This window comes from Ralstonia sp. SA306 (assembly GCF_054792405.1).
In genome coordinates, this window is record NZ_CP096452.1 from 1570676 (window position 1) to 1595996 (window position 25321).

Sequence of the window (25321 nt, forward strand, 5' to 3'; positions counted from 1 at the left end):
CGGCGTCGTCCATTTCAGCCTGATCACCGCATCGCATGCCCCCCAGCAACGAACATCTCGCCGTCGCCCTGCAACACCCAGAGGGCTTCGCCCCGCTGGATGCGCCACCACAGCCGCCACAGAAGCGCGTGGTGCGCGATGTCATCGCCGGGTTCTCGATTGCGGGCCTGTTGCTGCCCGAAGCCGTTGCCTACGCAGGCATCGCTAGCCTGCCGCCGCAAGCCGGGCTGATCGCGTTGCTGTGCGGCCTGGTGGTCTATTCATTGGTCGGCACGAGCCGCTTTGCCATTGTCTCGGCCACGTCGTCGTCGGCCGCCGTGCTGTTTGCGACGGTGCTATCGGAACCTAGCGGTAACGGCGCGACGGCGCTCACGATGGCAGCGGCGCTCATCATCGCGACGGGGGTGCTGTTCATCGTGGCGGGCGCGGCACGCCTGGGCGGCATGTCGGATTTCATCGCGCGGCCGGTGCTGCGCGGTTTCACGTTCGGGCTGGCGCTGACGATTGCCGTCAAGCAGTTGCCCAAGATCCTCGACGTGGCGGTGCGCCACAGTGACACGCCACGCATCGCGCTTGATCTCATCACCAGTGCGGCCAGCGCCAACCGGTACAGCACGACATTGGGAGCCGTCGCACTCGCCCTACTCTTCGGCCTTGGGCGCTGGGGGCGCATTCCGGCCACGCTGGTCGTCATCGTGCTGGCCATCGCGGCCGGCTACTGGATCGACTGGCACAGCTACGGCATTGCCGTGGTCGGCCATATCGACCTGCAGAACATCAGCTTCGGCGTGCCTGCGCTGAACCGGGTGCAATGGATGGAAAGCGCTGAACTCGGTTTTGCGCTCATGCTGATCCTCTATGCCGAGTCCTATGGCTCCATCCGCAACTTCGCGCTCAAGCACGGAGATGGCATCTCCGCCAACCGTGACCTCGTCGCACTGGGCTGCGCGAATCTGCTCTCGGGCCTGCTGCACGGCATGCCCGTCGGCGCCGGATATTCAGCCACGTCTGCCAACGAAGCCGCAGGCGCGCAATCACGTCTGGCCGGGCTGTGCGCGGCAGCGGTGGTGGCGCTGATCGTTTGGCTGTTCCTGCCGCAGCTCGCGCGCATTCCCGAGCCGGTGCTGGCGGCCATCGTCATCTTTGCGGTGAGCCATTCGTTGCATCCGGCTGTGTTCAAGCCCTACTGGGCCTGGCGCCGCGATCGGCTGGTGGTGATTGCCGCGTTGCTGGCCGTGCTGATTTTGGGCGTGCTGCATGGGCTGCTGGCCGCGATTGGAGTGAGCCTGCTGCTCACTCTGCGCCAGCTCTCCGAGCCCAACGTAAGCGTGCTCGGCCGCCTGCGCGAGAGCCACGATTTTGTCGACGTGTCTCTGCACCCGGAAGCCAAGGCCGTGCCTGGCGTGCTGATCGTCCGGCCGGAAGTACCGCTGTTTTTCGCCAACACCGAACGCGTGCTCGGCGCGGTGCGCGCGATGCTGCAACAGCCGCACGAACCCGCGCTGCGCACCGTCATGATCAGCCTGGAAGAAACACCGGACGTCGACGGCTCGGCCATCGAGGCGCTGCGCATCTTTGCCGCCGAATGTGCAGCGCGCGGCCTGCAACTGATGCTGGTGCGACTCAAGCCGCGCGCGCTGACGGTCCTGCAGCGTGCCACCGATAACACGCTGCGCACCGAGATGCTGCATGAGCTGAGCGTGGATGAGTGCGTGCAGTCGCTGGCCTCAACAGCCGGCACACCGGCGCCGGCCTAGCTCGACAACGCCACCGCACTCCGGACACGCCAGCCCCGACGTTGGCGGATTAGCGCGGTGCGTTGCCCGCTGCGCGCGCGCCTTCAAGAATGATGCGGGCCAACTTGGCGTAATCGCCATCAAAGTGATGGCCGCCGGGCAGCTTCACCAGTTGCACCTGCTTCGGGTCCAGGCCCGGGCAATTGGTGTCTTTCTCTTCCTTGCCGTAGATGCACATGCCAAGGCCCGCCGGCAGCTTCTGCACCTCGGGCAGGATCGGCAGGCCAGACGCGCTGCTCGACACCCAGTTGGTCATGTGGAACTCAAAATCGGCGCGCTTGCCCAGGCCCATCATCACGGCCAGCGCGACATGCTCGCGCGACGCCGCCGGCAACCGGTTGACGATGAAGGGCAGCACGTCTGCGCCCTGCGAATAGCCGATCAGCAAAGCCTTCTGTTTCTTCCAGCGCGCGGCGTAAAAGCGCACGAGGCGATCCATGTCGGCGGCGGCGGAGGCCGGCGTACGCGGCGTCCAGAAGTAGCGCAGCGAATCGATGCCGACCACGGGCACGCCCGACTTGGACAGCGCAGCGGCCACCTCCTTGTCGAGCCCGGCCCAACCACCGTCACCCGAGAGCAGGACCGCGAACAGCTCGGATGATGTACCGGGCTGCGCGGGCACTTCGATGATCGGCAAGTCGGACACCGCTGCGGGCGGCGGCGGGGGCGGCGGTTTGCGTTGGGCGACAAGCTTGGCGAAAGCCACCTTGAATGGCTCGCTGGCTGTCACAGGCGGTGCATTGGCGGCCGACGCGGTGGCCGGCAACGCCACCGATTGCGCCCCCGAAATCGTATCGATGAAGGCTTGCGTGGCACGCGCTTCGCACAGCGGACCGGAGCGGCGCGCAAACGACGTCGGCGTGGCTGATTGCAGCGCCACCCATGGCGCAGACAATTTCGTGGCGGGCAGCAGGACCACACCGGCGTTCTCGGGCGGCTTGACGCGCTTGGCCGTGGTACGGCTCTCGCTCATGCGGCGGCTGAAATGCACGCCCTCGCCCTTGCACAGCGGCTTGCGCAACTCCAGCACCGGGCAGAATTCCATCGACATGGCCGCGGCGAAGATGTTCGGGCGCGCCTGGGCAATCATGGCGTAGGCCAGCGCACCGCCTTCGTTGTCGCCAACGAGGATGGGCGGGTAGTAGCCCGGCACTTTCTCGTAGGCCTGCAGGAAGCGGCTGAAGTTTTCGAGGTCACCATCGGGGAAGGCGCAATCGCCCAGGTCGGCCTCCAGACTGGCGAACAGCGCAGGCGTTGACAGACCTGCCACCAGAGCGCCCTGCTGCGCGAGGCTCTCGGCCATGCGCGATGCGGCGGGCGTCCAGCCCAGGTCGCCCGAGAGCATCAGCACGACGGAGCGGATTTCGCCCTTCGGCTTGTAGACCGGCACATCGCGAAAGCGCCCGTGCGTGACGAACTCGACGGCACCGGGCGCCGCCGCGGCCGTGGCAGGCGCCACCACGGGCAGCGACAGCACGCCGCCGTTGGCGGCCTTGTTGGCGGTGACGGCCGCAGCGCTCATCTGCAGGCGAGGCGGCATGTCGCCGCGTGGCGGCGCAGCCACAACGCCGCTGGCGCCCGCCATGCCCACGGGCGGCACCAGCACCGGACCCTGCGCAGGCGTGGGCTTGGCCGCAGGAGCATCGGCTGCGATGGCCCAGGACGTTGCCAGCACCATGCCGACCGCACTCAAATGCCCAGCCCAACGCAAGCCTTTGCGTAGCACTCCCCGATGCCGCGCCTCTTGCGTGCGCGGTGCTTGCCAACTCATTTGGAGATCACTCCCTTCAAGCCGCCGCCGATCAGCGCGGCGACGTCCGTCAATGTGAATAGCGGCGCAATACCGCCACGTGCGAGCAGGTAGCGGGCTTCCCACACCGGCTCGAACTTGTCTTTGAAATTGCGCAGCCCTCTGAAATTGTAGAAGCGCGCGCCGTGTCGGAACATCATCCGTCCGAAGCGGTGCCAGCGCGGCGCAAGCTGATGCTCAACCATGCCCGACATCGGTGCCATCCCCAGCCCGAAACGCTGATACCCCTGCGCCTGGAAGTAGAGGATGACCTTGCCGAACAGGAAATCCATCGTGCCCGGCGGCACGTCGCTGCGATAGCGCATGAGGTCGACACTCGCCTCGATGCGCAGCACATCTGGGCACATCAGCGTGGCAAACGCCAGGATGACGCCCTCACGGCGCACCACGGCCACGGGCTGGCTGCAGATGTAGCGGTCGTCAAACGCTCCCAGCGAGAAGCCCTTCTCGCGCGCATTCTGGTTGCGCAGCCATTCATCGGAGATGGCGCGCAATTCGTCCAGCACGGTGGGCACATCTTCCGTCGGCACGATCTCGAACGACAGGCCTTCGCGCTCGCCGCGCGTGACGCCATGGCGCAGGTTGGCGCGGCGCGAGCCCTTCAGGCTGAACTCGGGCAGCGACACATAGGCCTCTTCGCCCAGCTTGTAGGCGCGCAAGCCCGCATCGAGATACAGCGACAGCGTCTGCGGGCGTGTCTTGTAGAACGCGGCGCGGCCGCCATGCGCATCGGCCATTTCGATAAAGCGCCAGATCAGCTCGGGCCATTCCTGCTGCGCGCCCACGGGGTCGGACAGCGCCACCCACGAGCGCCCCTGCTTGGCGTACATGATGAACGCGTTGCCCGACGGCGAAAACAGCAGGCTCTTGTCACCCATCAACGCGAGCGTGGCATCGGCGGCGGGCTGCTTGCGGACGATCTCGGCGGCGCGGGCAAGTTCTTCGTCGCTCGGGAACGTGGTGACACCGGGCTCCTTGCGAAAGAGCTGGCGCATGCCAAACCCGAGCCCGGTCACCGCCACCGCCATCAGCGCGCGTATGGAGCGTGGCGCATCGCCGTCGAACGTGAATTGCCACCAGAGCTGGTTGGCGTAGGCCACCTCTCGGTAGGCGAAGAAGAGAATCCACACGCACGCCGCAAACACGCAGAGCATGGCAACCAGCCACCCCGCCTCCAGCCGCTGCGAAAACAGCGACGACGGCCGGTCAAACTGCCGACGCGAGATGACGAGCAGCACCGCCAGCGTCACCAGCACCGCCATCTCAGACACGGCAATGCCCTTGGGCAACGCCAGCACGCCGGTGAGCAGCGACAGCACCAGCGCCGCCCACCACGCGGCGTCCAGCCGGTGCAGCAGCCCGCGCGCGACAAACAGCATGATGAGCCCCGCCACACTGCCGATCATGTGCGAGGCTTCCACCACGAACAGCGGCACATGCATGCGCAGAAGGTCTTCGGCTTCGTCCGTGGCGGGGGTGACGCCCGAGACGAGCAGCATCACGCCTGCCACCATCGTCAGCGCGGCCAGCAGCCCCGGCGACAGCTTGACCGCAGCGCGGCCGAACGGCGCCCCCGCGCCGGAACGCAACTCGAACACGCCGAGCATGGCGGCGGCCACGACCAGCGGCAGCAGGAAATAGATGACGCGGTAGAACAACAGCGCAGCAAGCACCTCGGCCGGCGGCGCCTGGCCGCTGCAGCCCAGCAGGATCACGGCCTCGAACACGCCTAGACCGCCCGGGCTCTGGCTCAGCACGCCCAGCGTGACCGCCAACGCGTAAAACGCCACAAACGTCGGCAGATCGACTGCGCCTGCCGGCATCAGCACCCACAGGGCCGCCGCCGCCGCAATCATGTCGGCCGCTGAAATCGCGAACTGACGCGCGGCCAACCCCGGCGGCGGCAGGCGGATCTCCCACCGGCCGAACAGCATCACGTGGCGCTGCCGCATGCAGAGCGCCAACAACGCCACGACGCCGCCCAGCACCAGCAATGCCACGACTTCAAGCAACGCGGCCGGCAAATGCGCAATGGCCGCGATGTGCGGGGCGCCCCACAACAGCCCGACCGCCCCAAAGGCCGTGGTGGACACGCCCAGCGCGCCCGCATCAAAGGCCACCGCCTCTGTCACGCGCGCAGGATCAAGCCCGGCCGCTGTGTACAAGCGCGTGCGCACCGCCCCGGCCGTCAGCGAACCGAGGCCGACGGTGTTGCCCAGCGCATAGGCAATGAACGAAGTGGTGGCCACCGTAGCGGGCGCCACATGCGCGCCCGCATAGCGCAGGCCGGACGCGTCGTAACCGGTCAGGGCGACATAACTGAGCGCCGTGGCCAGCATGGCCAGCATCAGGTGCGAGCGCGGCGTGGCCTGCAGCGCGGCGACCATGTCGGCGTAGTGCACATGGTCGAGCAGCGCATACAGGCTGTCGAACACCAGCGCGCCAAGCACCAGCACCACACCGATCACGATCCAGCTGGCAAGGCCAAAGCCGGAGTCAGAGGGCGCAGGCGTGGCGGGCGCGTCAGGCGCGGTGCGGGCCGAGGATCGGCGTGATGTTGGACTGGCGTCGTTGGACGCGGCGTCAGGCATGGTGAAAAACGAAATCCTGCTGGCTTGGTGGAGTGCCGGTCAAAGCGATACACGAATCCGGACACGCAGAGACGGGAGAGCGCGGCAAGCCAAGCCGCCGAAGCCCATGCTCCGCACGGTATCGACGTCTTGATTGGACCCCGACCTACCGGCACGGGCTTGTCGCGCGCGCCGGCTTTCTCTTGCCCCGCGCTTCAGACGGCGCGTGTGCTGGATTCGCACGTTGTTTGCGGCCTACGTAAGACGGCTAAAACCGCCGATGCGTTGACACGCAGCCCGCATTTTACGGTTTGGGCGCGCTCGCCGGCGCCTTGGGGGGCACATCGGGCTTGCCGGCATCGACGGAAACCGGGTCACTGGCAGGAAAGGTTTCCTCGATGCCCTCGTCGAGGAGGGCTTCCTCGTGCGTATCGGCCACGGGCGGATGCGGGTTGGCGGGCGCCGGAGTGGGTGAGGCGCGATCGTCTGGCTCTGGCATGGCGTTCTCCAAGGATGCTTACCCCAGAATAGGCAAAGCTGGCCTGACACGATGGCATGGGGTGCGGAATGCACATCTGTCGGGCGGGCAGGATGCCCAGCGCTGCGGGTGCGGCACTCAGCCGAGGATCAGCAAGCTGCACACCCGCGGCCACAAACGTTGCATGGACAGGATGAAATCAATGGCCGCAAACGTTTTCATTGCAGAAAACGTCTTAGATAGTATTGCGTAGGAAGGTGGAGTCCGGTACACAATTGAGGCTACCGTTTTCAATATTTTCACAATTCTGCGCATGCCTTTACAGCGCGCCACCAGTGCATTCCTGCGGCGGCCTTCCCTGCTGATCATCGGCGCGTCGATGCTGTCGGTGGTGCTGGCCGCGCTCACCGCGTTCTCGCTCTGGGAAATGCGCACGGACGCGCTGGCCCGCGCACGCGACGCCGCCGACAACCTGTCGCTGATCCTGCAACGCGACATCGCCCGCAACATCGAGGTGTACGACCTGTCGCTGCAGGCCGTGATCGACGGCGTGCGCGATCCTGCCATGCTGGCGTTGCCGCCCGCCGTGCGCCAGTTCGTGCTGTTCGACCGGTCGACCAATGCACAGGACCTGGGCTCCCTGCTGGTGACCAACAAGGTCGGCGATGTTGTTCTCGATTCACGTTCGGTGCCGCCGCGGCGTATTTACATCGGCGACCGCGATTACTTCCAGGTGCATCAGGGCTCCGCGAACGTCGGGCTGTATATCAGCGAGCCATTTACGCCGCGCGTGACCGGCCTGGACACGTCGCTGGGCCTCAGCCGGCGGCTGAACGGCCCGCATGGCGAATTCAACGGCATCGTGGTCGGCACGCTGCGCCTGAACTACTTCCGTCGCCTGTTCGATGGCATCAACCTCGGCCCCCACGCGACCGTCACGCTGATACGCACGGACGGCACGCTGCTCATGCGGCGCCCTTACACCGAAAAGCTCATCGGCCGAAGCCTGGCCGAGGACGTTGCCTTCCAGAAGCGCCTGCTTGCGCCCGAAGGCTCCTATGTTGACGTTGCCAGCGTTGACGGTATCGAGCGCCTGTTCAGCTTCCGCCATATCGGCGACCACCCGCTGATTGTCACAGTCGGGCTGGCCACCGAAGACATCTACGCGGAGTGGCGGCAGCGCGCATGGGTGATCAGCGGCATCGTGCTGATGCTCGACGCGGTATTCATGGTGCTGTCGTTCCTCCTTGCGCAACAACTGCGCAAGCGGCTCGAGATGGAGCAGCAATTGCACCTGCTGGCCAATACCGACAGCCTGACGGGGCTCGGCACGCGCCGCGCGCTGGACTCGGCACTGGACGTTGAATGGCGCCGTGCCAATCGCCATCACACCCCGATGTCGGTGCTGATGATCGACGTGGACAACTTCAAACCCTACAACGACAAGTACGGCCATGCCGCCGGCGATACCGCGCTGCGCACGGTGGCACGCTGCATCAACGACCGCATCAAGCGCCCGGGAGATTTTGCCGGCCGCTATGGCGGCGAAGAGTTCTGCGCCGTCCTGCCCAATACGGACTTGAGCGGCGCCGTGCGCGTGGCCGAGAGCATCCGCACCGCCGTGCTGGCCGCCAACGAGCCCAACGCGGGAAGCGCGTACGGCAAGCTGACGGTCAGCGTCGGGGTGGCTTCCCACTCGGGCATCGCCGCGGCCGACGATACCGTTCAAGACCTGATCCACCTCGCCGACGGGCGGCTGTATGAAGCCAAGGCCGCCGGGCGCAACGTGGTCATGCCCAGACAGGAGCGGCCAAAGCTGGCGGTCGTTTAGGCCAGCGCCCGTCGACACCCCACTTTGGGGGCATCCCATCATCGGCCACCGCTTCTGCACAATGCCGGGGGCTTTCAGGAAACCGCCGTGAGCAAACCTCCGCATTCCCACTTCGATACGTCTGCGCTGCCGCGCGAGCATCAATTTGCGGCGTGGCGGGATGCCATCAACGTGCTGTTCGACACGCGCTCTGCCGCGCCGCAATCGCATGGCTTTCAGGCCAGCGTCGATGCGTATCTGTGCGGCGAGACGGGTGTGGGCATGATCAGCGCGCAGGCACAGCACTATGATCGTTCCCGCTCCAAGCTGGGGCGCGACGGCATGGATGTCTACGTGCTCCAGTATTACCTGGAAGGCAGTTGCGGAGAGCGCGACGGCGCCAGCGGCACCGCCACGCGCCCCGGCGATCTGTTCATCGTCGACGCTGCGCAGCCGCTCGCCACCAGCACGAACGACAGTCGATTCCTGAGCCTGGCCGTGCCACGGCGCCTGCTGGCACCGCTGCTGCGCGCACCGGATGAACTCAGCATGCGGGTGCTGCGCGGCGATGCCCCAATGGTCGGGCTGCTGCGTGATCACCTGTGCTCGCTCTATCAATCGGTCGGGAAGTTGAGCGATGCCGAGGCACAGGCCGTCATCCCGGGCACGCTGCAACTGGCGGCGGCCGCCATCAACTGCCAGGTGACCGAAGCCAGTGCGCCAGCCGTCAGGGAAAGCCTGTTTGCTTCGATCTGCCGGCACGTGCAGCACAACCTGTCCGATCTCGCGCTTTCGCCCGAAGGCGTGGCCGTGCAGTTCGGCATCTCGCGCGCCACGCTGTACCGGCTGTTCGAGCGCGAGGGCGGCTTCTTCAACTACCTGCGCACGCAGCGCCTGCGACAGTGCCACGCGATCCTGGCCGACCGATCGCAGACGCACCGTTCGGTGGCCGAGATCGCGCAGACCTACGGTTTTTCCGACGCATCGAACTTTACGCGCGCGTACCGCCGCGCCTCTGGCATGTCGCCGCGTGAAACGCGCATGCTGGCCGTGGAAGGCCGGGCCGCTGCCATGCCTTTCGTGCAGCACAAGGACTGGCGCACCTGGGTCATGCAGATGCGCTGAAGCGTGCGCGGCACCCCTCGCGCACTCCCTCTTTCCTCCCACCTCCGGCGCCCTGCCGTTCCCAAGACTGAGACGCACTGACAGGTTCGCGCGACGGCCGAACCGGTTAGCGCGCGCAGCCGCATTCTTCGTTGAATCCCAACTGGCGTGCATGCGAGCATCCGGCCCGACCTGATGAGCGCCCATGCGCTCGCGGCGGGCACGAGCGACGTGCCCTCTCTTCGTCGAACAGGTCAAAGCGGTGCGGACATCCCGCGCTTTGCACAACACACAACGACAAAACGGGGGTCTCGTGAAAGACATTACGGGAAAATCGCTTGCCTTGACGCTGTTCGCCACCGTGGCCCTGGCCGCGTGCGGCGGTGGGGACTCGGGAAGCAACACCGCCAGCAACGGCGGCAACACTGGCGGCAACACGCCGCCCGCATCCACCTGCGCGGAAACCGGCGTCGATGCCAAGTACGCCTGCCAGACCGGCAGCACCGAGCCGCTGTACGCCTACCAATGGGCGCTCAAGCAGGCAACCAGCTTCTTCGCGGCGTTCGGCCTGGTGGCCAACGGCACGACCGACATCGACGTGGAAGACGCGCACAAGGCCGGCGTCAAGGGCCAGGGCGTGAACGTGCTCGTGCTGGACGACGGCATCGACGTGCACAACGAAGATCTGTTCGCCAATGCCAACTCGGACATGACGCACAACTTCGACGATGGTTCGAACGATCCGACACCGGCAGACATTCCCGCGAACATCAAAGACGCGCATGGCACCAACGTGGCCGGCATCATCGCCGCGGCGCAGAACGGCAAGGGCGTCATGGGGATCGCTCCGCGCGCGACACTGGGCGGGGCGCGCTTCATCGGCGCGGCGAACCCCGACATCACCGCAGCCTACGGCGGCGCAGACTGGTCGAAGAACGGCCACATCATCAATGCCTCGTACGGCGCGAACCCGCAGGCACCGCTGGAGTACGACACGTCTACCTCGACACAGGCAGCGGTGCGCGCCTTCCCGAACCTGCGTGGCGGCCGCGGGCTGGTCATGCTCAAGGCGTCGGGCAATGAATATGAATACATCAACGACGGCGCCAGCGTCCCGCCGCGCACATGCCCGACCGTGGGCAGCGCCGCCGGCATGATCGGCTGCGAGAATCCCGCCAATGATCCGGAAGCCCTGGAGCCTGGCGTGATCGTGGTCGGCGCGGCAAACGCGCAGGGCATCAAGTCGAGCTACTCCAACGCCGGATCGGTCAACTGGATCACAGGCTTGGGCGGCGAATACGGCAACGGCGGCAAATATGGTGAAACGGGCAGCGGCCCAAAGATTTTCTCCACCGACCTCAGCGGCTGCGCACGCGGCTACAGCCGAGCCAATCCGGACGACACCTATGACTTTGCGATTGCAGGCACCGACACCAACCTGAAAGACAACGCGAAGTGCGACTACTCGAGCATGAACGGCACATCGGCGGCCACGCCCACGCTGTCCGGCGTGGTCGCGCTGATGCTGGCGGCCAACCCGAATCTGACGTGGCGCGATGTTCGCGAAATCCTGCGCGCCACCGCACGCAAGATCGACACCGACTATGGCAGCCGTGACGGCCGCAACGCGCGAATCGACTTGCTTACGGGCGCCGCCACTGGCGACACCAGTGCTGCGCTGACTGATGGCGCGACCACCGCACGCCTGGACTATGGCTGGCAGACCAACGCCGCCGGCTATGTGTACTCCACTTGGTACGGCTTCGGGCTGGTCGATGCATCAGCGGCGGTGAAGATGGCCAAGGCCACTGTCACCTACAAGCCGGCCGCTCTGTCAGTGCCGGACTTCGCGGCGGCCTTTGCCAACGTGAACCAGCTCAACTACGGCGCAGTGCAGAAGCTCGGCCAGTTCAACGTGTCGGGCACCGACAAGGTCGACGCCCTGCAACTGCGCGTATCGGGCTCGGTGTGCGTGGGCAGTGTCGGCTTCTTTGTGAAGTCGCCCTCGGGCACGGTGTCGGCGTTGTCCCTGCCGTACAACGGCTATTACAACAACGGCGTCGATACCGTGAACAAGTACGGCCTGGGCAGCTACGCCTTCTATGGTGAGAACGCAGCCGGCACGTGGGAGGTCTATGCCGTAAGCGGCGTGCCGACCAACGCCTGCTCGACATACCAGCCCCAGGGCGGTACCCACACCGTGACCCTCGCCACGCCGCTGGCCGTGGAGTACCGCGTGATTGCTGCCAAGTGAGCCCGTTCGGAGACCATTCAACATGATCAATACAACCCTGATGAAGACCGTGGCGCTGACGGCGCTCCTCTCGATGGCTTCGGCGTGCCAGGCGGCCGACCTGACGGTGGGCAAACACCTGAGCACGCAGGAGCTGACGCAATACGCAAGCGCACCGACGGTGCAGATCGAATCGCAGTCGTTCAAGGTGCTCTCCAGCGGCACGCGCACCAAGGCAGCGGGCGCGGCATCCTCAGCCGTCACGCAGGTGGTCAATGAGCGTGGCGTGGTGGGCGAGAGCCGCAACGAGGTGGTCGTCTCGCAGGTGTCGGTCGACAGCGTGCGCCAGGCCGTGAGCGGCCTGCCGGCAACGCCCGTGTCGGCGGAGTATTACGGGCACCTGAACATCAGCACCCTGCGCTTTGCTTCGTTCCAGGATGCTGTGAACGCGCGCGCGCAACTCAAGAAGACACTGCCGCAGGCGCGGGTGGACGTTCCGATCCAGTACGCCAAGCCCGTGGCGCGCTGATCGTCATCGCCCGGTAGCACAGGACGCCCCGCCTCCACGCGGGGCGTTTTGCATCGATCAGCACGGAAGTCACGGCGGTGCCGTCGCACCCCCGCGCGTCAGCCCTCTGCGCGCAACTGATCCTCCACCAGCGCCACCCAGCACGCCGCCCCGATCGGGATCAGCTTGTCGTTGAAATCGTAGCCGTCGTTGTGCAACGAGCAGCCGACCCACTGGCCGCCCAAACCGTTGCCCAGCGCGAAGTAGCAGCCAGGGCGCTTCTCCAGCATCCAGGCAAAATCTTCACTGCCCATCTGCGAGGACGGCGGCACCTGGATGACACGCTCCTCGCCCAGCACGCTCGCCACGGCACGGCGTGCGATGGCGGTCTGCTCGGGTGTATTGCAGATGGCCGGCACCAACCGCTCGTAGACGATCTCCGCGCGCACGCCATAAGATGCGGCTTGGTGCGTAATGACCTCGCGGATGCGCGTCTCCAGCAGCTCACGCACCTCCGGCTTGGTGGCGCGCACGCTCAACTTGAGCATGGCCGTTTCGGGGATGATGTTGTGGGTCGTCCCAGCCTGCATCTGCCCAACGCTGATGACGGCCGCATCCACGGGCGCCACGTTGCGCGAGACGATGCCCTGCAGCGCCACCACCGTCGCCGCCAAAGCCAGCGTCGGGTCCACAGCCAGGTTAGGCATGGCACCATGACCGCCGCGCCCGCTGAAAGTCACGGTCACGCGATCTGACGAACCGCCCAGCGGGCCGCTCTGCACCACGGCCGCGCCCAGCGGCAAGCCAGGCGCGTTGTGGAAAGCGTAGATGCCATCGCAGGGGAAGCGCTCGAACAGGCCATCCTCCATCATGGCGACGGCACCGGTCAGGCCCTCTTCATCGGGCTGGAAAATGAGGTTCAGGGTGCCGTTGAAGTTGCGCGTGGCTGCCAGGTGCTCGGCGGCTGCAAGCAACGTGGCGGTATGGCCATCGTGGCCACACGCGTGCATGCGACCGGCCACCTGGCTGGCGTAGGGCAAGCCTGTGCGCTCCTGCATGGGCAACGCATCCATGTCGGCGCGCAGGCCGATCGTGCGCGTACCGTTGCCCACCTTCAATTGCCCCACCAGGCCGTGGCCGCCGACGCTGTGTACGTCATAGCCCCATTCACGCAGCAGGCCGGCGACGAGCTGGGAGGTGTGCGGCACATCGGCACCCAACTCCGGATTGGCATGGATGCGATGACGCAGTTCGGCAAAGCGGTCAGCGCCCACGTGCAGGGCCTGGGGAATGCTGGGCGAATTCGGATCGAGGTACATGGTGCGATGTCAGAGGCGAACTGGGTGGGGGCAACGATGGCGCGACGTCAATCTCAATCGCGGCCGGGATACGTCGGGAACAGCGTGAGCGCGGCCAGGCTGATTGCACTGCTGGCCAGCAGATACCAGGCCGGTGCCATCGGGTTGCCGGTCACACCCAGCAACCACGTAACGATGAGCGGCGCAAAACCGCCGAACAGGGTCACCCCCAGGCTGTACATCACCGACATGCCGGTCGCGCGATGCTGGCGCGGAAAGGCTTCCATCAGCAGCGCCGCGCCCGCGCCATTGCTGACCGCCATGATCGTCACGCCCAGCGCGATCAACCCCATGGTGAGAGCCAACCCCGCGCCGGAAGACAGCAGCACGAAGCCCGGGTACGTGCACGACAGGCTGACCGCAGACGCGACATACAGCATCGGCTTGCGTGTCGGCAGGCGGTCGGCAATCAGACCAAACAGCGGCGACATGACCAGCATGGTTGCCCCCGCCACGCAGGCCGTGAGAAACGCCGTGACCGGCGGCATGTGCAAAGAGTGGATCAGATACGTGGGCATGTAGAAGATCAGGATGTACATGGACGCAGTGGCCCCGGTCATCAGCAGCATGCCCAGTACCAGCGTGCGCGCATGCTGGCGAAGCACGTCGACCACACTGCCGTGCGGGGCGGCCTCGTGCGTCTCTTTCAGATGCCGGCGGATATACATGCCAACCGGCGCGATCAGCAAGCCCAGCAAGAACGGCAGCCGCCATCCCCAGCTCTGCAGTGCCTCGGGGCTGAGCACGGCGCTCACACCGGCCGCACTCAACGCGCCGAGCAGTGCCGCCGCACCCTGCGTGGCAGCCTGCCAGCTCACCAGGAAGCAACGCCGGCCCTTGCTGGCCGATTCCAGCAGCAGTGCCGACGCCGCGCCGATTTCCCCGCCGGCCGACAGCCCCTGCAGCAAGCGCCCGAGCACCACCAGCACCGTAGCCGTCACGCCGATCGTCGCGTGGCTGGGCGTGAAGGCGATCAGCGCGGTGCCGGCCGTCATCAATGCAATCGTCAATGTGAGTGCTGCCTTGCGGCCACGCCGATCGGCCATGTTGCCAATCAGCACGGCGCCCAGCGGCCGCATGACAAAGCCCGCACCAAACGTGGCGAATGACAACAGCAACGATGCCAGCGGGCTGCTCGACGGAAAGAACAGTCGCCCGATGGTGGCGGCAAAGAAGCTATAGACCGTGAAGTCGTACATTTCGAGCCCGTTGCCGATGGCGGCGGCAACGACAGCGCGGCTCGAATGCGGGGTGGCGGTAGTGGTGCCTTGGCGCGGGGCGCCAGCGGGCACGGCAATCTGGGCATCCATCTTGATGTCTCCTCCAGTCGGGCGGGCTTCTATGAGCGTCCCGCAGTGCGCTGGATTGAAGGGCAATAGTAGGAGCTGTCGGGCCGATTCCGCCTCTCGCTTTTTTTCATGGCTATAGCTGTTGGCTATGGCGGGAGCGCGCATCCGAGCCTGCCCGGCTAGCCCAACGGCCGCCCCAGCAGAATTCCGCAGTACAGTTGCTGGCTGACGGTGCGGCATGCCAACTCTTCGCTGCGCCGTGTATCAAGGACACCTATGAAGCTCAACCAGCTACGCGCACTGGTCACCGTCGCCGAGACGGGCAGCATCCAGGAGGCTTCGCGCCTGCTTCACATCACGCAGCCCGCGCTCAGCAAAGCCATCAAGGAGCTGGAAACCAGCGTGGGCGCAACGCTGTTCGTACGCTCCAGCAAGGGCATCCGGCTTACGCCGTATGGCCAGCGCCTGGTCGGGCATGCGCGCTTGATCAACGAAAGCGTCAAGCGCGCACGAGAAGACTTGGAAGACATGAAAGGGGCGGTGACGAGCGAATTGACGGTGGGCGTCACCCCCGTCACCGCGCTCATCGGGCCGGTGGCTGACTGCCTCGTGACATTCCGGCGCGAATTTCCCAAAGCGCGGTTGCGCATCCTGGAGGCACGTCCGGGCCAATTGCTGGAACTGCTGCGCGAGGGCGCCATCGACTTTGCGCTGACGTCTCAGTTGCAGACGGGCGAACGCGGGTTCGACCACACCGTGGTCTGCCGTGCGCAGACGCTGATCGGCGTACGCAAGGGCCACCCGTTGCGCGGCCACCAGCCTCTGCATGCCTTGCAGCAAGAAGAGTGGCTGGCCCCTGATTCGCTTGCTGACGAGCACTCGCCGCTGTACCGACTGTTTGCCGATGCCGGTCTCGCACCGCCCGAACGCGTGGTCGAGTGCAATTCCATGACGCTGCTGCTCGAGCTGTGCTGGAAATCGGACGCACTGCTCCTGCTGTCGAGCGAATCGACGCGCTCGCCCATCATCCGTCAGACGATCGACTTTATCGAGACCGATCAGCCGATGCCCGAGCGCGTCATCTCGCTGCTCACGCGGGACCGCCACGTTCTGACAGCGCTCGGCGCGCGCTTGCATGACGCGCTGGCACAGGCGCTGCGGCAGGCGTATCCGGAGCGGCCGGCGCAGCCGTGAACCAGCGCGGTTCTGCGCCAGATCAGGCCAACGCCAGCGCCTGATCCAGATCGGCGAGCAGGTCGTCGATATGTTCGATGCCGATCGACAACCGGATCGTCTCCTGCCGCACCCCCGCCTTGGCCAGCTCGGCTTCCGAGAGCTGCCGATGCGTGGTCGACGCCGGATGCGTAGCCAACGACTTCGCGTCGCCAATGTTCACCAGCCGCGTAAACAACTGCAGCGCATCCTGAAAGCGCGCACCGGCGGCAAAACCGCCCTTCACGCCAAACGTGAGCAACCCCGGTGCCTTGCCCGAGAGGTACTTGCGCACGAGCGCGTGGTCGGGATGATCCTCCAGGCTGGCATGGTTGACCCACTCCACCTTGGCGTGGCCGCGCAGATGCCGTGCGATGTGCGCGGCGTTCTGCGTGATGCGGTCGATGCGCAGGCCCAGCGTTTCGATGCCCTGCAGGATCAGGAACGCGTTGAACGGCGACAGCGCTGCGCCGGTATTGCGCAGCGGCACCACGCGGGCGCGGCCAATGTACGCCGCGTCGCCCAGGGCTTCCGTATAGACGACGCCGTGGTAGCTCACGTCCGGTTCGTTCAGGCGCTTGAAGCGCGCCTTGTGCTTGGCCCACGGAAACTTGCCGGAATCGACGATCGCGCCGCCCAGGCTTGTGCCGTGGCCACCCAGATACTTCGTCAGCGAATGCACAACGATGTCGGCGCCGTGCTCGAAGGGCCGCGTCAGATACGGTGTCGGCACGGTGTTGTCGACGATGAGCGGCACGCCGTGGCGGTGTGCGATCTCGGCCAGCGCGGCAATGTCGGTGATGTTGCCCAGTGGGTTACCGACCGTCTCGGCAAAGATGGCCTTGGTGCGGTCGTCGATCAGCGCTTCGAACGATGCAGGGTCACGCGGATCGGCAAACCGCGTGGTGATGCCCGACTGCGGCAGCGTGTGCGCAAACAGGTTGTAGGTGCCGCCGTACAGCGTGCTGGCCGAGACGATGTTGTCGCCCGCTTCCGCAATCGTCTGGATCGCATACGTGACGGCCGCCTGCCCCGACGCCAGCGCCAGCGCCCCGATGCCGCCTTCGAGCGCGGCAATGCGCTTCTCCAGCACATCGTTGGTCGGGTTCATGATGCGCGAGTAGATGTTGCCCGGCACCTTCAGGTCGAACAGATCGGCACCGTGCTGTGTGTCGTCAAACGCGAACGCAACGGTCTGGTAGATCGGTACCGCCACCGCTCGGGTGGTCGGGTCTGCGCTGTAGCCGCCATGGACAGCCACGGTGTCGAGTTTCCAGGCGGGGGCGGTGCTCAAGGACGGGTGCGTCATGGTGCGTCTCCGGAAGGTGGGTCCGGCGAGCATATGGCCAGCCCTGCGGTTGGAGGAACGACCGTTTTTGCCTTTGGTTATGCGTGAAACGGCACGATGCGGAGGCCGCATATGGTCATGCGGATATCGCATACCTAGGGTAAACACGTGCCATCTGGCGTGAGCCGAACGGATAGCCTCCACAGCATTGAACGCACCGCGCTGGAGGGGACATGGAAGTCAAATGGATCGAGGACTTTATTGCCCTCACGCAGCACCAGAGCTTTTCGCGGGCGGCGGAAATCCGCAATGTCACCCAATCCGGCTTCAGCCGGCGTATCCAGGCGCTTGAGCAGTGGGTGGGCGCCGAGCTGGTGGATCGCAGCACCTATCCGCCCACATTGACGGCAGCGGGCCGCCTGTTTGAAGAGGCAGCGGATGACGTGCTGAGCAAGCTGATCGACACACGCGCCATCATTCGCTCCGAGCACCGCATGCCCGGGCCGGGGCTGCAGATTGCAGCGGGTCACACCATCTCATTGAACTGCCTGCCCGCCTGGCTGGCAACGGTCGGCAAGCACATCGGCAACCTGCGCGCGCGCATCATTCCGGGCAATGTGCACGACTCGGTGCTCATGCTGGTCAACGGCACCTGCGATCTGATGTTCGCGTACGACCACCCCAGCCTGCCGCTGCATCTTGACCCGATCAAGTACCCCAGCTTGACAGTCGGGCGCGACACCTTCATGCCGGTCAGCAAGCCCAACGCGCGGCTAGGGCCGATGCACCGCCTGCCCGGCACGGCCAACCGGCCCCTGCCGCTCATCTCTTACACCCCCACGAGCTACTTTGGCCGTTGCCTGGCGTTGCTGTTGAGCCAGGCCGATGCGCAACCGTTCCTCCGGCTCGACTATGAATCCGACATGGCCGAAATGCTCAAGAAGATGCTGCTTGCCGGTGAAGGCATTGCGTGGCTGCCAAAAAGTTCGATCGAGGCGGAACTTGCCGCCGGCGTATTGGTGCCGGCCGGCGGCCCGACCTGGTCGCTCGATCTGGACCTGCGTGTCTATCGCAACCAGTACACGCGCAACGAGCTGCTGGAAAAACTCTGGCGCCATCTCAGCCTGCCCTGAACCTGCCTTGGTGGGCCGTTTGCTCGTTTACCCGAACTATGCGGCGCTCGCATGAGCCCTTGCGGGAGCCGCATCACAACGCACGCTGCCGTTCCTACACTCCGTCCACGCAATGAAAGCCGAGCCGAATAACCGGCCGGCGTCGTGCGAAAGGCCACGGATTCGGTGTTCTCCGATTCCGGCAAGAGACCTCACTGGACGGAGCACCATGAAAAAGAATCGCCTTACCGCAACCATCCTGGCAGGCATGCTGCTGGGCATCGCCGTGGGTTATGCGTGCCACAAGCTCGCACCCGACGCCAATGCCGCCAAAGCCATCGCCGGCTATTTCTCCATCATCACGGACATCTTCCTGCGGCTGATCAAGATGATCATCGCGCCGCTGGTATTCGCCACGCTGGTGTCGGGCCTGGCCGGCATGGACGGCACGCAGGCCGTACGCCGCATCGGTTTGCGGTCGGTCGCGTGGTTTCTTTGCGCGTCGCTCATCTCGTTGGCGCTCGGGCTGGTGCTGGCCAACGTGCTGCAGCCGGGGGCGGGTCTGAACATGACGCCCAACGCGGCGGACGTTGCCACCGGTCTGAACACCGCCGGCCTGAACTTCAAGGATTTCATCACCCACGCGTTCCCCACCAGCGTGCTGGATGCCATGGCACGCAACGACATCCTGCAGATCCTGGTGTTCTCGGTGTTCTTTGGCGTGGTGCTGGGCGTGCTCAAGGGCGACGAACGTGTCGCGCCGCTGTCGCGCGCCATCGATGCCCTCGTGCCGGCCATGCTCAAGCTGACCGACTACGTCATGGCGCTGGCGCCCATCGGTGTGTTCGGCGCCATTGCCTCGGCCATTACGCTGCATGGGCTCGATGTGCTGGCGACTTACGGCAAGCTGGTCGGCAGCTTCTACCTGGGGCTGGCGCTGCTGCTGACCATCCTGATCGGCATCGGCCGCATCTTCCTGGGGCGCCAGACGTGGGCACTGCTCAAGGCGATTCGCGAGCCGGCCATGCTGGCGTTCTCCACCGCCAGCAGCGAAGCCGCCTACCCGCGCCTGACCGAAAAGCTCGAGGCCTTTGGCGTCGACAAGAAGGTCGTCGGTTTCACGCTGCCGCTGGGCTACGCGTTCAACCTTGATGGCTCGATGATGTATCAGACGTTTGCTGCCCTCTTCATCGCACAGGCGTTTGGCGTAGAGATGCCGCTGTCGCAGCAGATCCTCATGCTGTTGGTGCTGATGCTCAGCAGCAAGGGCATGGCAGGCGTGGCACGCGGCTCGGTGGTGGTGGTGGCAGCGGTGGCGCCGATGTTCCATCTGCCGCCCTCGGGCGTGGTGCTGATCCTGGCCATCGATCAGATCCTGGACATGGGCCGCACGGCCACCAACGTGGTCGGCAACAGCATCGCCACCACGGCCATCGCCAAGTGGGAAGCACGCCGGGCCGCGCGTGAGCAAACGCCAGATTTCGACGGCCTCTCCAACATTCCGGGCGTTTCGGGCATTTCGGGCGAAGTGAAATGACAACACCGCACGCGCGTCGCTCGCTGGGCGTGATCGGTGGGCTGGGGGCGCTGGCCAGCGCAGACGTGTTCTTCAAGCTGATCCAGTCCACCCCGGCCAGCACCGATGCGGAGCACCTCGACATCGTGTTCGAGCAGCATCCGTTTTCTCAGGCAGGCCACACGACGGCAGCCACCACGGAGCGCAAGCTCTACATCTTCGACCTGATCCGCGACTTCCAGCGGCGCGGCATCGGGGCGGTGGTGCTGCCCTGCTTTTTGAGCCACACCTTCATTGACGAACTGACCGCCAATTCGCCGTTGCCGATCATCGACATGATGGCGGGGCTGCGTAGCCACGTGCGGCGCAAGTTTCCGGCCGCGCGCCGCATCGGGGTACTCGCTTCGGACACCACGCGCAGCAAGCGTTTGTTCGAGCACTACTTCAATGCGCCGGAGTTCGACGTCGTCCACCCGCGCGTTGACGGCATCGATCGCGTGACCGAAGCGGTGTACGCCCCTGACGGAATCAAGAGCGGCAACCTGCGGGGGCGCCCCATCGGGCTGTTGCGCGACGCCTGCGCGGATCTTGTTGACCACCGTGTCGACCTGATCCTGCCCGGGCTGACCGAGATCGCCCTGGTGCTCGGCGAGCTTGGGCCCCTTGGCGTGCCCATCGTCGATTCGAACCTGGCCTACGCGCAGTACGTGGTGTCGGGGCAACACGATGCGCGCGGCAAGCTGTTCAAGGTGGGTGTGGTGGGCGGCGTGGGGCCCGCCGCTACGGTCGACTTCATGCAGAAGATCGTGCGCAACACGCCGGCCACGCGCGATCAGGACCACATCAAGCTGCTGGTCGAGCAAAACCCGCAGATTCCCGACCGCACCGAAAACCTCATCGGTGAAGGGCCGGACCCGACCATCTCGCTGTACGCCACGTGCCGCAAGCTGGAGGCGGGCGACGCCGACATCATCGCCATTCCGTGCAACACGGCACATGCGTACGTTGAGCGCGTACAGCCGTATCTCGGCATCCCGATCGTCAACATGCTGACCGTGACGGCCGAGCATATCCGCAGCACGCTTCCGGCCTTGCGAAAGGTCGGCCTGCTGGCGACCTCTGGCACCGTGGCCAGCGGTGTGTACCGCAAGGCGTTGGAGGCGGCGGGCCTTGAACAAGTGATACCCAGCACCGAGCGGCAAGCCCGTGTGATGAACGCCATCTATGGCCCGCAGGGCGTGAAAGCGGGCTTCACCGCAGGCGCCTGCGTTGACGATCTGATGGCCGCCATCGACGAGTTGGCAGCGCGCGGCGTCGAAGTGGTGGTTCTCGGCTGCACGGAACTGCCGCTGCTGCTGCCGCACGCCAGCGTCAACACAACTCAAGGCCGGCTCGTCACGCTGATCGACCCGACCGATGTTCTGGCGCAGCACTGCGTTGCGCGCGCCCTCGCCCACCCTTCTCCATCGCATTCCAACGCTTCATTACAAACGACATGACCCACCGTATCGAACACGACCTGCTCGGCGACCGCGAAATCCCCAGCGATGCCTACTACGGCGTCCACACGCTGCGCGCGCTGGAGAACTTTCCGATTACCGGCACTCCCATTTCTGTCTATCCGCAATTGCTCTGCGCGCTGGCCAGCGTGAAAGCTGCGGCAGCGCTGGCCAACCATGAGCTGGGGCTGCTGGACAGCCTGCATGCCAACGCAATCGTCCACGCATGCGAGCGTGTGCGGGCGGGCGAAGCACACGCGCATTTCGTCGTCGATGTCATCCAGGGTGGCGCAGGCACGTCCACCAACATGAACGCCAACGAGGTCATTGCCAACCTGGCGCTGGAGTCTCTTCGGCACGCGCGCGGCGACTACCAGCACCTGCACCCGAACGAACACGTCAACCTGAGCCAGAGTACAAACGACGTCTATCCGACCGCGCTGCGGATTGCCGCGCACGAGGGCGTCCTGGCCCTGATCGATGCCATGGGCGTGTTGCGGCAAGCGTTCGAGCGCAAAGCCGAGGCATTCCGCGGTGTGCTCAAGATGGGCCGCACGCAGCTCCAGGACGCCGTACCGATGACACTCGGCCAGGAGTTCAGCGCCTATGCCGTCATGCTGGGTGAAGACCAGGAACGGCTGGCCGAAGCCGCCGCACTGATGCGCGAGATCAACCTGGGCGCCACGGCCATCGGCACGGGCATCAATACGCATCCGGACTATGCGGCCGCTGTCTGCCGGCATCTGGCACGAATCACGGGCATTCCGCTGGTGACGTCGCACAACCTGGTGGAGGCCACGCAGGATGTGGGCGCGTTCGTTCAGCTCTCGGGCGTGCTCAAGCGGACGGCGGTCAAGCTGTCGAAGACCTGCAACGACCTGCGGCTGCTCTCCAGCGGCCCGCGCGCGGGGCTGGGCGAGATCAACCTGCCGCCCATGCAAGCGGGGTCGAGCATCATGCCCGGCAAGGTGAACCCGGTGATTCCGGAAGTCGTCAATCAGATTGCCTTCGAGGTGATCGGCAATGACCTGACCGTCACCTTTGCCGCTGAGGCCGGGCAGCTTCAGCTCAACGCCTTCGAGCCCATCATTGCGCACAGCCTGTTCAAGAGCGTCTCGCACCTGCGCAACGGCTGCCTGACGCTGGCGGAAAAGTGCGTCGACGGCATTACCGCCAACGAAGCGCACCTGCGTGCCAACGTGGAACACTCGATCGGCATCGTCACCGCGCTCAATCCGCACATTGGATATGCGAATGCGACAGCGATTGCGCAGGAGGCGCTCGTCAGCGGCACCAGCGTGTATCAGCTCGTGCTGGACAAGCGCCTGCTCAGCCGCGAGGCGCTGGACGAGATTCTGCAACCGGACATGCTGGCCCAGCCGCGTGCGGTGACGGCGGCCCGGGCGATTTGACCGAACGGAGGCTGCTGAGCCGAACAGGGATCAGTCAACCGAAGCCGTAAAGCTTCACCGGATTGGCGACAAAGATCATCTGTTGCCAATCCGCACGTCCGATCCACGCGGCAATCGTGTCGAGCAGCGCGGCATCGTCGGGCTTGTGCGCCTTCTCGGTCGGATGCGGCCAATCAGTGCCCCAGAGCATCCGCTCGGGCGCCATGTTGATGAATGCCTTGGCAACGGGCTCTACGTCGGCATAGGCCGGTGCACCGGTCTTGGTATCGACGTACGGACCGGACAGCGTGATCCACGTGTTTCCCTTGTCGACCAGGCGTTGCGCTGTGCGCATGGCGTCGGACTGCATGCCGCCTGGTTGCGGGACATGCGCAATGTGATCGATCACGAGCGGACATGGCAGCGCAAGCAGATGCGACTCCAGCGCGGGTAGCTTCGCGCCTTGCACGACAAGCTCGATATGCCACCCAAGTGCGCCGATGCGAGACGCCAGCGGCGCCAGCATCTCGACGGTAGTGGCGCCCGGATAGCTCAGATTGAAGCGGATGGCCCGCACACCTGCTGCGTGCATCTCCGCAAGCTGGGCATCCGTCACGGAGGTATCGATCACCGCGACACCGCGCGCATTCGGCCCGAAACGCTTCAGCGCATCCAACGTGCAGCGGTTGTCCGTTCCGTATGTCGACGGCGTGACGACCACGTTGCGCTGCACGCCCAAACGTGCCTGCACCTTGCGGTACTGCTCAATGCTCGCGTTGGGCGGTCGTAGCGTGGTGCCCGGGGCACTGGGAAATCGGTCATCGTAGATGTGCATGTGGCAATCCACCGTGCCGGCGGGCAGCTTGAACGTCGGCGTGTCGCTACCGCTGGACCACAACTCTTCCGCCGCCCCAGAGCGCGCGGGAACGGCCGCCGCCACGGCACCGGCACCTGCCATCTGCAGGAACTGCCTTCTGCTAAGTGCGCGCATGGTCAGGCGGTCTCCGTCTTGTTCAGTACCGGCGCTTCCGGCGTCGAGCGGCTCAACAGCAGCAGCGTCGTCACGCTCACCAGCGTCAGCAGCGCCAACGGCATCAGCGCCAACGCGTAGCTGCCGGTGGCCTGCTTGACCCAGCCGTACACGTTCACCATCAGGCCGCCGCCAATGAGGTTGGCAATCGCGTTGATGGTGGCCAGCCCCGCAGCAGCCGCACTGTTCGAGAGCATGCCGGAGGCCAGCGCCCAGAAAGGTCCCTTGAACGAATAGGCCCCCACCAGCACCGCGCACAGCATCACCATGGTGGGCACGAGAGACCCGCTCAGCGATGTGCCAAACAGGCCGAGGCCGATCAGCAGCATCGGAATGGCGGTGTGCCAGCGGCGCTCCTTCAGACGATCCGAGCGGCGTCCCCAGAACACCATCAGCACCGAAGCCACGGCATACGGCACCGAGTTGAGCAGCCCCGTCTGCATGACGGTCAACCCGAAAGATTTGAGGAGCTGCGGCTGCCACACCGACAGCGTGCTGCCGGCAGCCGACGCACACACGTCCACCAGCGCGAGGCACAGCACATAGCGATTGCAGAACAGCTTCGCCAGCGGCATCTGCGCAACCTTCTTGGGCCCGCGCGCTTCGCCAGCCAGCGTATTCGTGAGCCACTGGCGCTCCTCACTCGACAGCCACTTGGCTTCTTCCGGCCGATTGGTCAGCAGGCGCAGGCAGGCGATGCCAAGCAGCACCGTCGGAATGCCTTCGAGGATGAACAGCCAATGCCAGCCGCGCAGGCCGGCAAACCCATCCATCTGCAGCAGCGCAGCCGAGATGGGCGAGCCGATGAAGCTTGCCGCCGGAATCGCCACCATGAACGTCGCCACAATGCGGGCGCGGTGCGTTGCCGGAATCCAGTACGACAGATACAGCAGCACGCCGGGAAAGAACCCGGCCTCCGCCGCACCCAGCAGGAAGCGCAGCGCATAGAACGATGCCGGGCCTTGCACCAGTGCCGTCGCGGCCGAGATCAGCCCCCACGTGATCATGATCCGCGCAATCCAGATGCGCGCGCCGTAGCGTTGCAGCGCCAGGTTGCTCGGTACCTCGAAGAAGAAATACGACACGAAGAAGAGGCTGCTTCCGAACCCGAACACACGGGCTGACAGCCCGAGGTCATGATTCATCTGCAGCGAGGCCATGCCTACGTTGCCGCGGTCGATGAAGGCCAGCAGGTAGCAGAGCATGAGAAATGGCACGAGCCGCCAGACCACCTTGCGTAGAGTCCGCTGCTCGATCTCGGTGACACCGGTACTGCCCGTCACTTGCATGTGTGTCTCCTGGCGCCGTCGTGTGCTG

18 protein-coding genes are annotated in these 25321 nt (G+C 65.3%); 10 read left to right on the forward strand and 8 right to left on the reverse strand.

The genetic code is table 11. The features are described from left to right. Nucleotides 1-35 precede the first annotated feature (35 nt). A complete protein-coding gene (locus M1D44_RS23645) occupies nt 36-1757 on the forward strand; it encodes a SulP family inorganic anion transporter (RefSeq protein WP_316852569.1) in 1722 nt (573 codons plus the stop codon). 49 nt (nt 1758-1806) lie between these two features. On the opposite strand, the gene M1D44_RS23650 is transcribed toward M1D44_RS23645, so the two are convergent. From M1D44_RS23650 to M1D44_RS23660, 3 genes are all read right to left on the reverse strand, one after another. Then, a complete protein-coding gene (locus tag M1D44_RS23650) occupies nt 1807-3567 on the reverse strand; it encodes a virulence factor (protein ID WP_316683304.1) in 1761 nt (586 codons plus the stop codon). Then, nucleotides 3564-6197 carry a bifunctional lysylphosphatidylglycerol flippase/synthetase MprF gene (gene mprF / locus M1D44_RS23655; protein ID WP_316852570.1) on the reverse strand — a complete coding sequence of 878 codons (2634 nt, stop codon included), beginning with the start codon at nt 6195-6197 and terminating at the stop codon, nt 3564-3566. Before mprF ends, M1D44_RS23650 begins: the two co-directional genes overlap by 4 nt. 283 nt (nt 6198-6480) lie before the next feature. Then, a complete protein-coding gene (locus M1D44_RS23660; RefSeq protein ID WP_024978340.1) occupies nt 6481-6675 on the reverse strand; it encodes a hypothetical protein in 195 nt (64 codons plus the stop codon). A 292-nt stretch (nt 6676-6967) separates the two neighbouring features. Between M1D44_RS23660 and M1D44_RS23665 the strand changes: the two genes are divergently transcribed. The 4 genes from M1D44_RS23665 (at nt 6968) to M1D44_RS23680 (ending at nt 12330) form a co-directional block, all read left to right on the forward strand. Beyond that, entirely contained in the window at nt 6968-8485 is a 1518-nt protein-coding gene (locus tag M1D44_RS23665) for a sensor domain-containing diguanylate cyclase (protein WP_316852571.1), read from the forward strand. Nucleotides 8486-8572: 87 nt separating this feature from the next. Beyond that, nucleotides 8573-9589, forward strand: a complete 1017-nt coding sequence (locus M1D44_RS23670; RefSeq protein ID WP_024978338.1) for a helix-turn-helix domain-containing protein — start codon at nt 8573-8575, stop codon at nt 9587-9589. A gap of 292 nt (nt 9590-9881) precedes the next feature. Beyond that, on the forward strand, nt 9882-11822 hold the full coding sequence (locus M1D44_RS23675) for a S8 family serine peptidase (RefSeq protein ID WP_316852572.1): 1941 nt from the start codon (nt 9882-9884) through the stop codon (nt 11820-11822). 22 nt (nt 11823-11844) lie between these two features. Further along, nucleotides 11845-12330, forward strand: coding sequence for a hypothetical protein (locus M1D44_RS23680; protein WP_024978336.1), 486 nt, complete (start codon nt 11845-11847; stop codon nt 12328-12330). A gap of 98 nt (nt 12331-12428) precedes the next feature. Here M1D44_RS23680 and M1D44_RS23685 read toward each other — a convergent pair whose 3' ends face one another. Both M1D44_RS23685 and M1D44_RS23690 read right to left on the reverse strand, forming a co-directional pair. Next, the gene (locus M1D44_RS23685; RefSeq protein WP_024978335.1) at nt 12429-13628 is read right to left on the reverse strand and encodes a M20 aminoacylase family protein; all 1200 of its coding nucleotides are present in this window, start codon (nt 13626-13628) and stop codon (nt 12429-12431) included. 53 nt (nt 13629-13681) lie between these two features. Next, a complete protein-coding gene (locus M1D44_RS23690) occupies nt 13682-14977 on the reverse strand; it encodes an MFS transporter (protein WP_024978334.1) in 1296 nt (431 codons plus the stop codon). A gap of 255 nt (nt 14978-15232) precedes the next feature. Between M1D44_RS23690 and M1D44_RS23695 the strand changes: the two genes are divergently transcribed. Beyond that, on the forward strand, nt 15233-16150 hold the full coding sequence (locus tag M1D44_RS23695; protein WP_024978333.1) for a LysR family transcriptional regulator: 918 nt from the start codon (nt 15233-15235) through the stop codon (nt 16148-16150). A gap of 22 nt (nt 16151-16172) precedes the next feature. Here M1D44_RS23695 and M1D44_RS23700 read toward each other — a convergent pair whose 3' ends face one another. Further along, on the reverse strand, nt 16173-17477 hold the full coding sequence (locus tag M1D44_RS23700; RefSeq protein WP_024978332.1) for an O-acetylhomoserine aminocarboxypropyltransferase/cysteine synthase family protein: 1305 nt from the start codon (nt 17475-17477) through the stop codon (nt 16173-16175). Between the two features lie 212 nt (nt 17478-17689). On the opposite strand from M1D44_RS23700, the gene M1D44_RS23705 reads away from it, so the two are divergent. From M1D44_RS23705 to aspA, 4 genes are all read left to right on the forward strand, one after another. Next, the gene (locus tag M1D44_RS23705; protein WP_024978331.1) at nt 17690-18589 is read left to right on the forward strand and encodes a LysR substrate-binding domain-containing protein; all 900 of its coding nucleotides are present in this window, start codon (nt 17690-17692) and stop codon (nt 18587-18589) included. A gap of 208 nt (nt 18590-18797) precedes the next feature. After that, nucleotides 18798-20105 carry a dicarboxylate/amino acid:cation symporter gene (locus tag M1D44_RS23710; RefSeq protein ID WP_316852573.1) on the forward strand — a complete coding sequence of 436 codons (1308 nt, stop codon included), beginning with the start codon at nt 18798-18800 and terminating at the stop codon, nt 20103-20105. Beyond that, a complete protein-coding gene (gene cuyB / locus M1D44_RS23715; RefSeq protein ID WP_316852574.1) occupies nt 20102-21583 on the forward strand; it encodes a cysteate racemase in 1482 nt (493 codons plus the stop codon). Before M1D44_RS23710 ends, cuyB begins: the two co-directional genes overlap by 4 nt. After that, nucleotides 21580-22995, forward strand: a complete 1416-nt coding sequence (gene aspA, locus M1D44_RS23720) for an aspartate ammonia-lyase (RefSeq protein ID WP_316852575.1) — start codon at nt 21580-21582, stop codon at nt 22993-22995. The genes cuyB and aspA overlap by 4 nt, the downstream gene beginning before the upstream one ends. A 34-nt stretch (nt 22996-23029) precedes the next feature. Here the strand turns inward: aspA and M1D44_RS23725 are convergent, their stop codons facing one another. After that, a complete protein-coding gene (locus tag M1D44_RS23725; protein ID WP_316852576.1) occupies nt 23030-23965 on the reverse strand; it encodes an amidohydrolase family protein in 936 nt (311 codons plus the stop codon). Nucleotides 23966-23967: 2 nt separating this feature from the next. Beyond that, nucleotides 23968-25293 (reverse strand): MFS transporter, encoded by a 1326-nt coding sequence (locus M1D44_RS23730; protein ID WP_112188518.1) that lies wholly within the window; start codon nt 25291-25293, stop codon nt 23968-23970. Between the last annotated feature and the right edge of the window lie 28 nt (nt 25294-25321).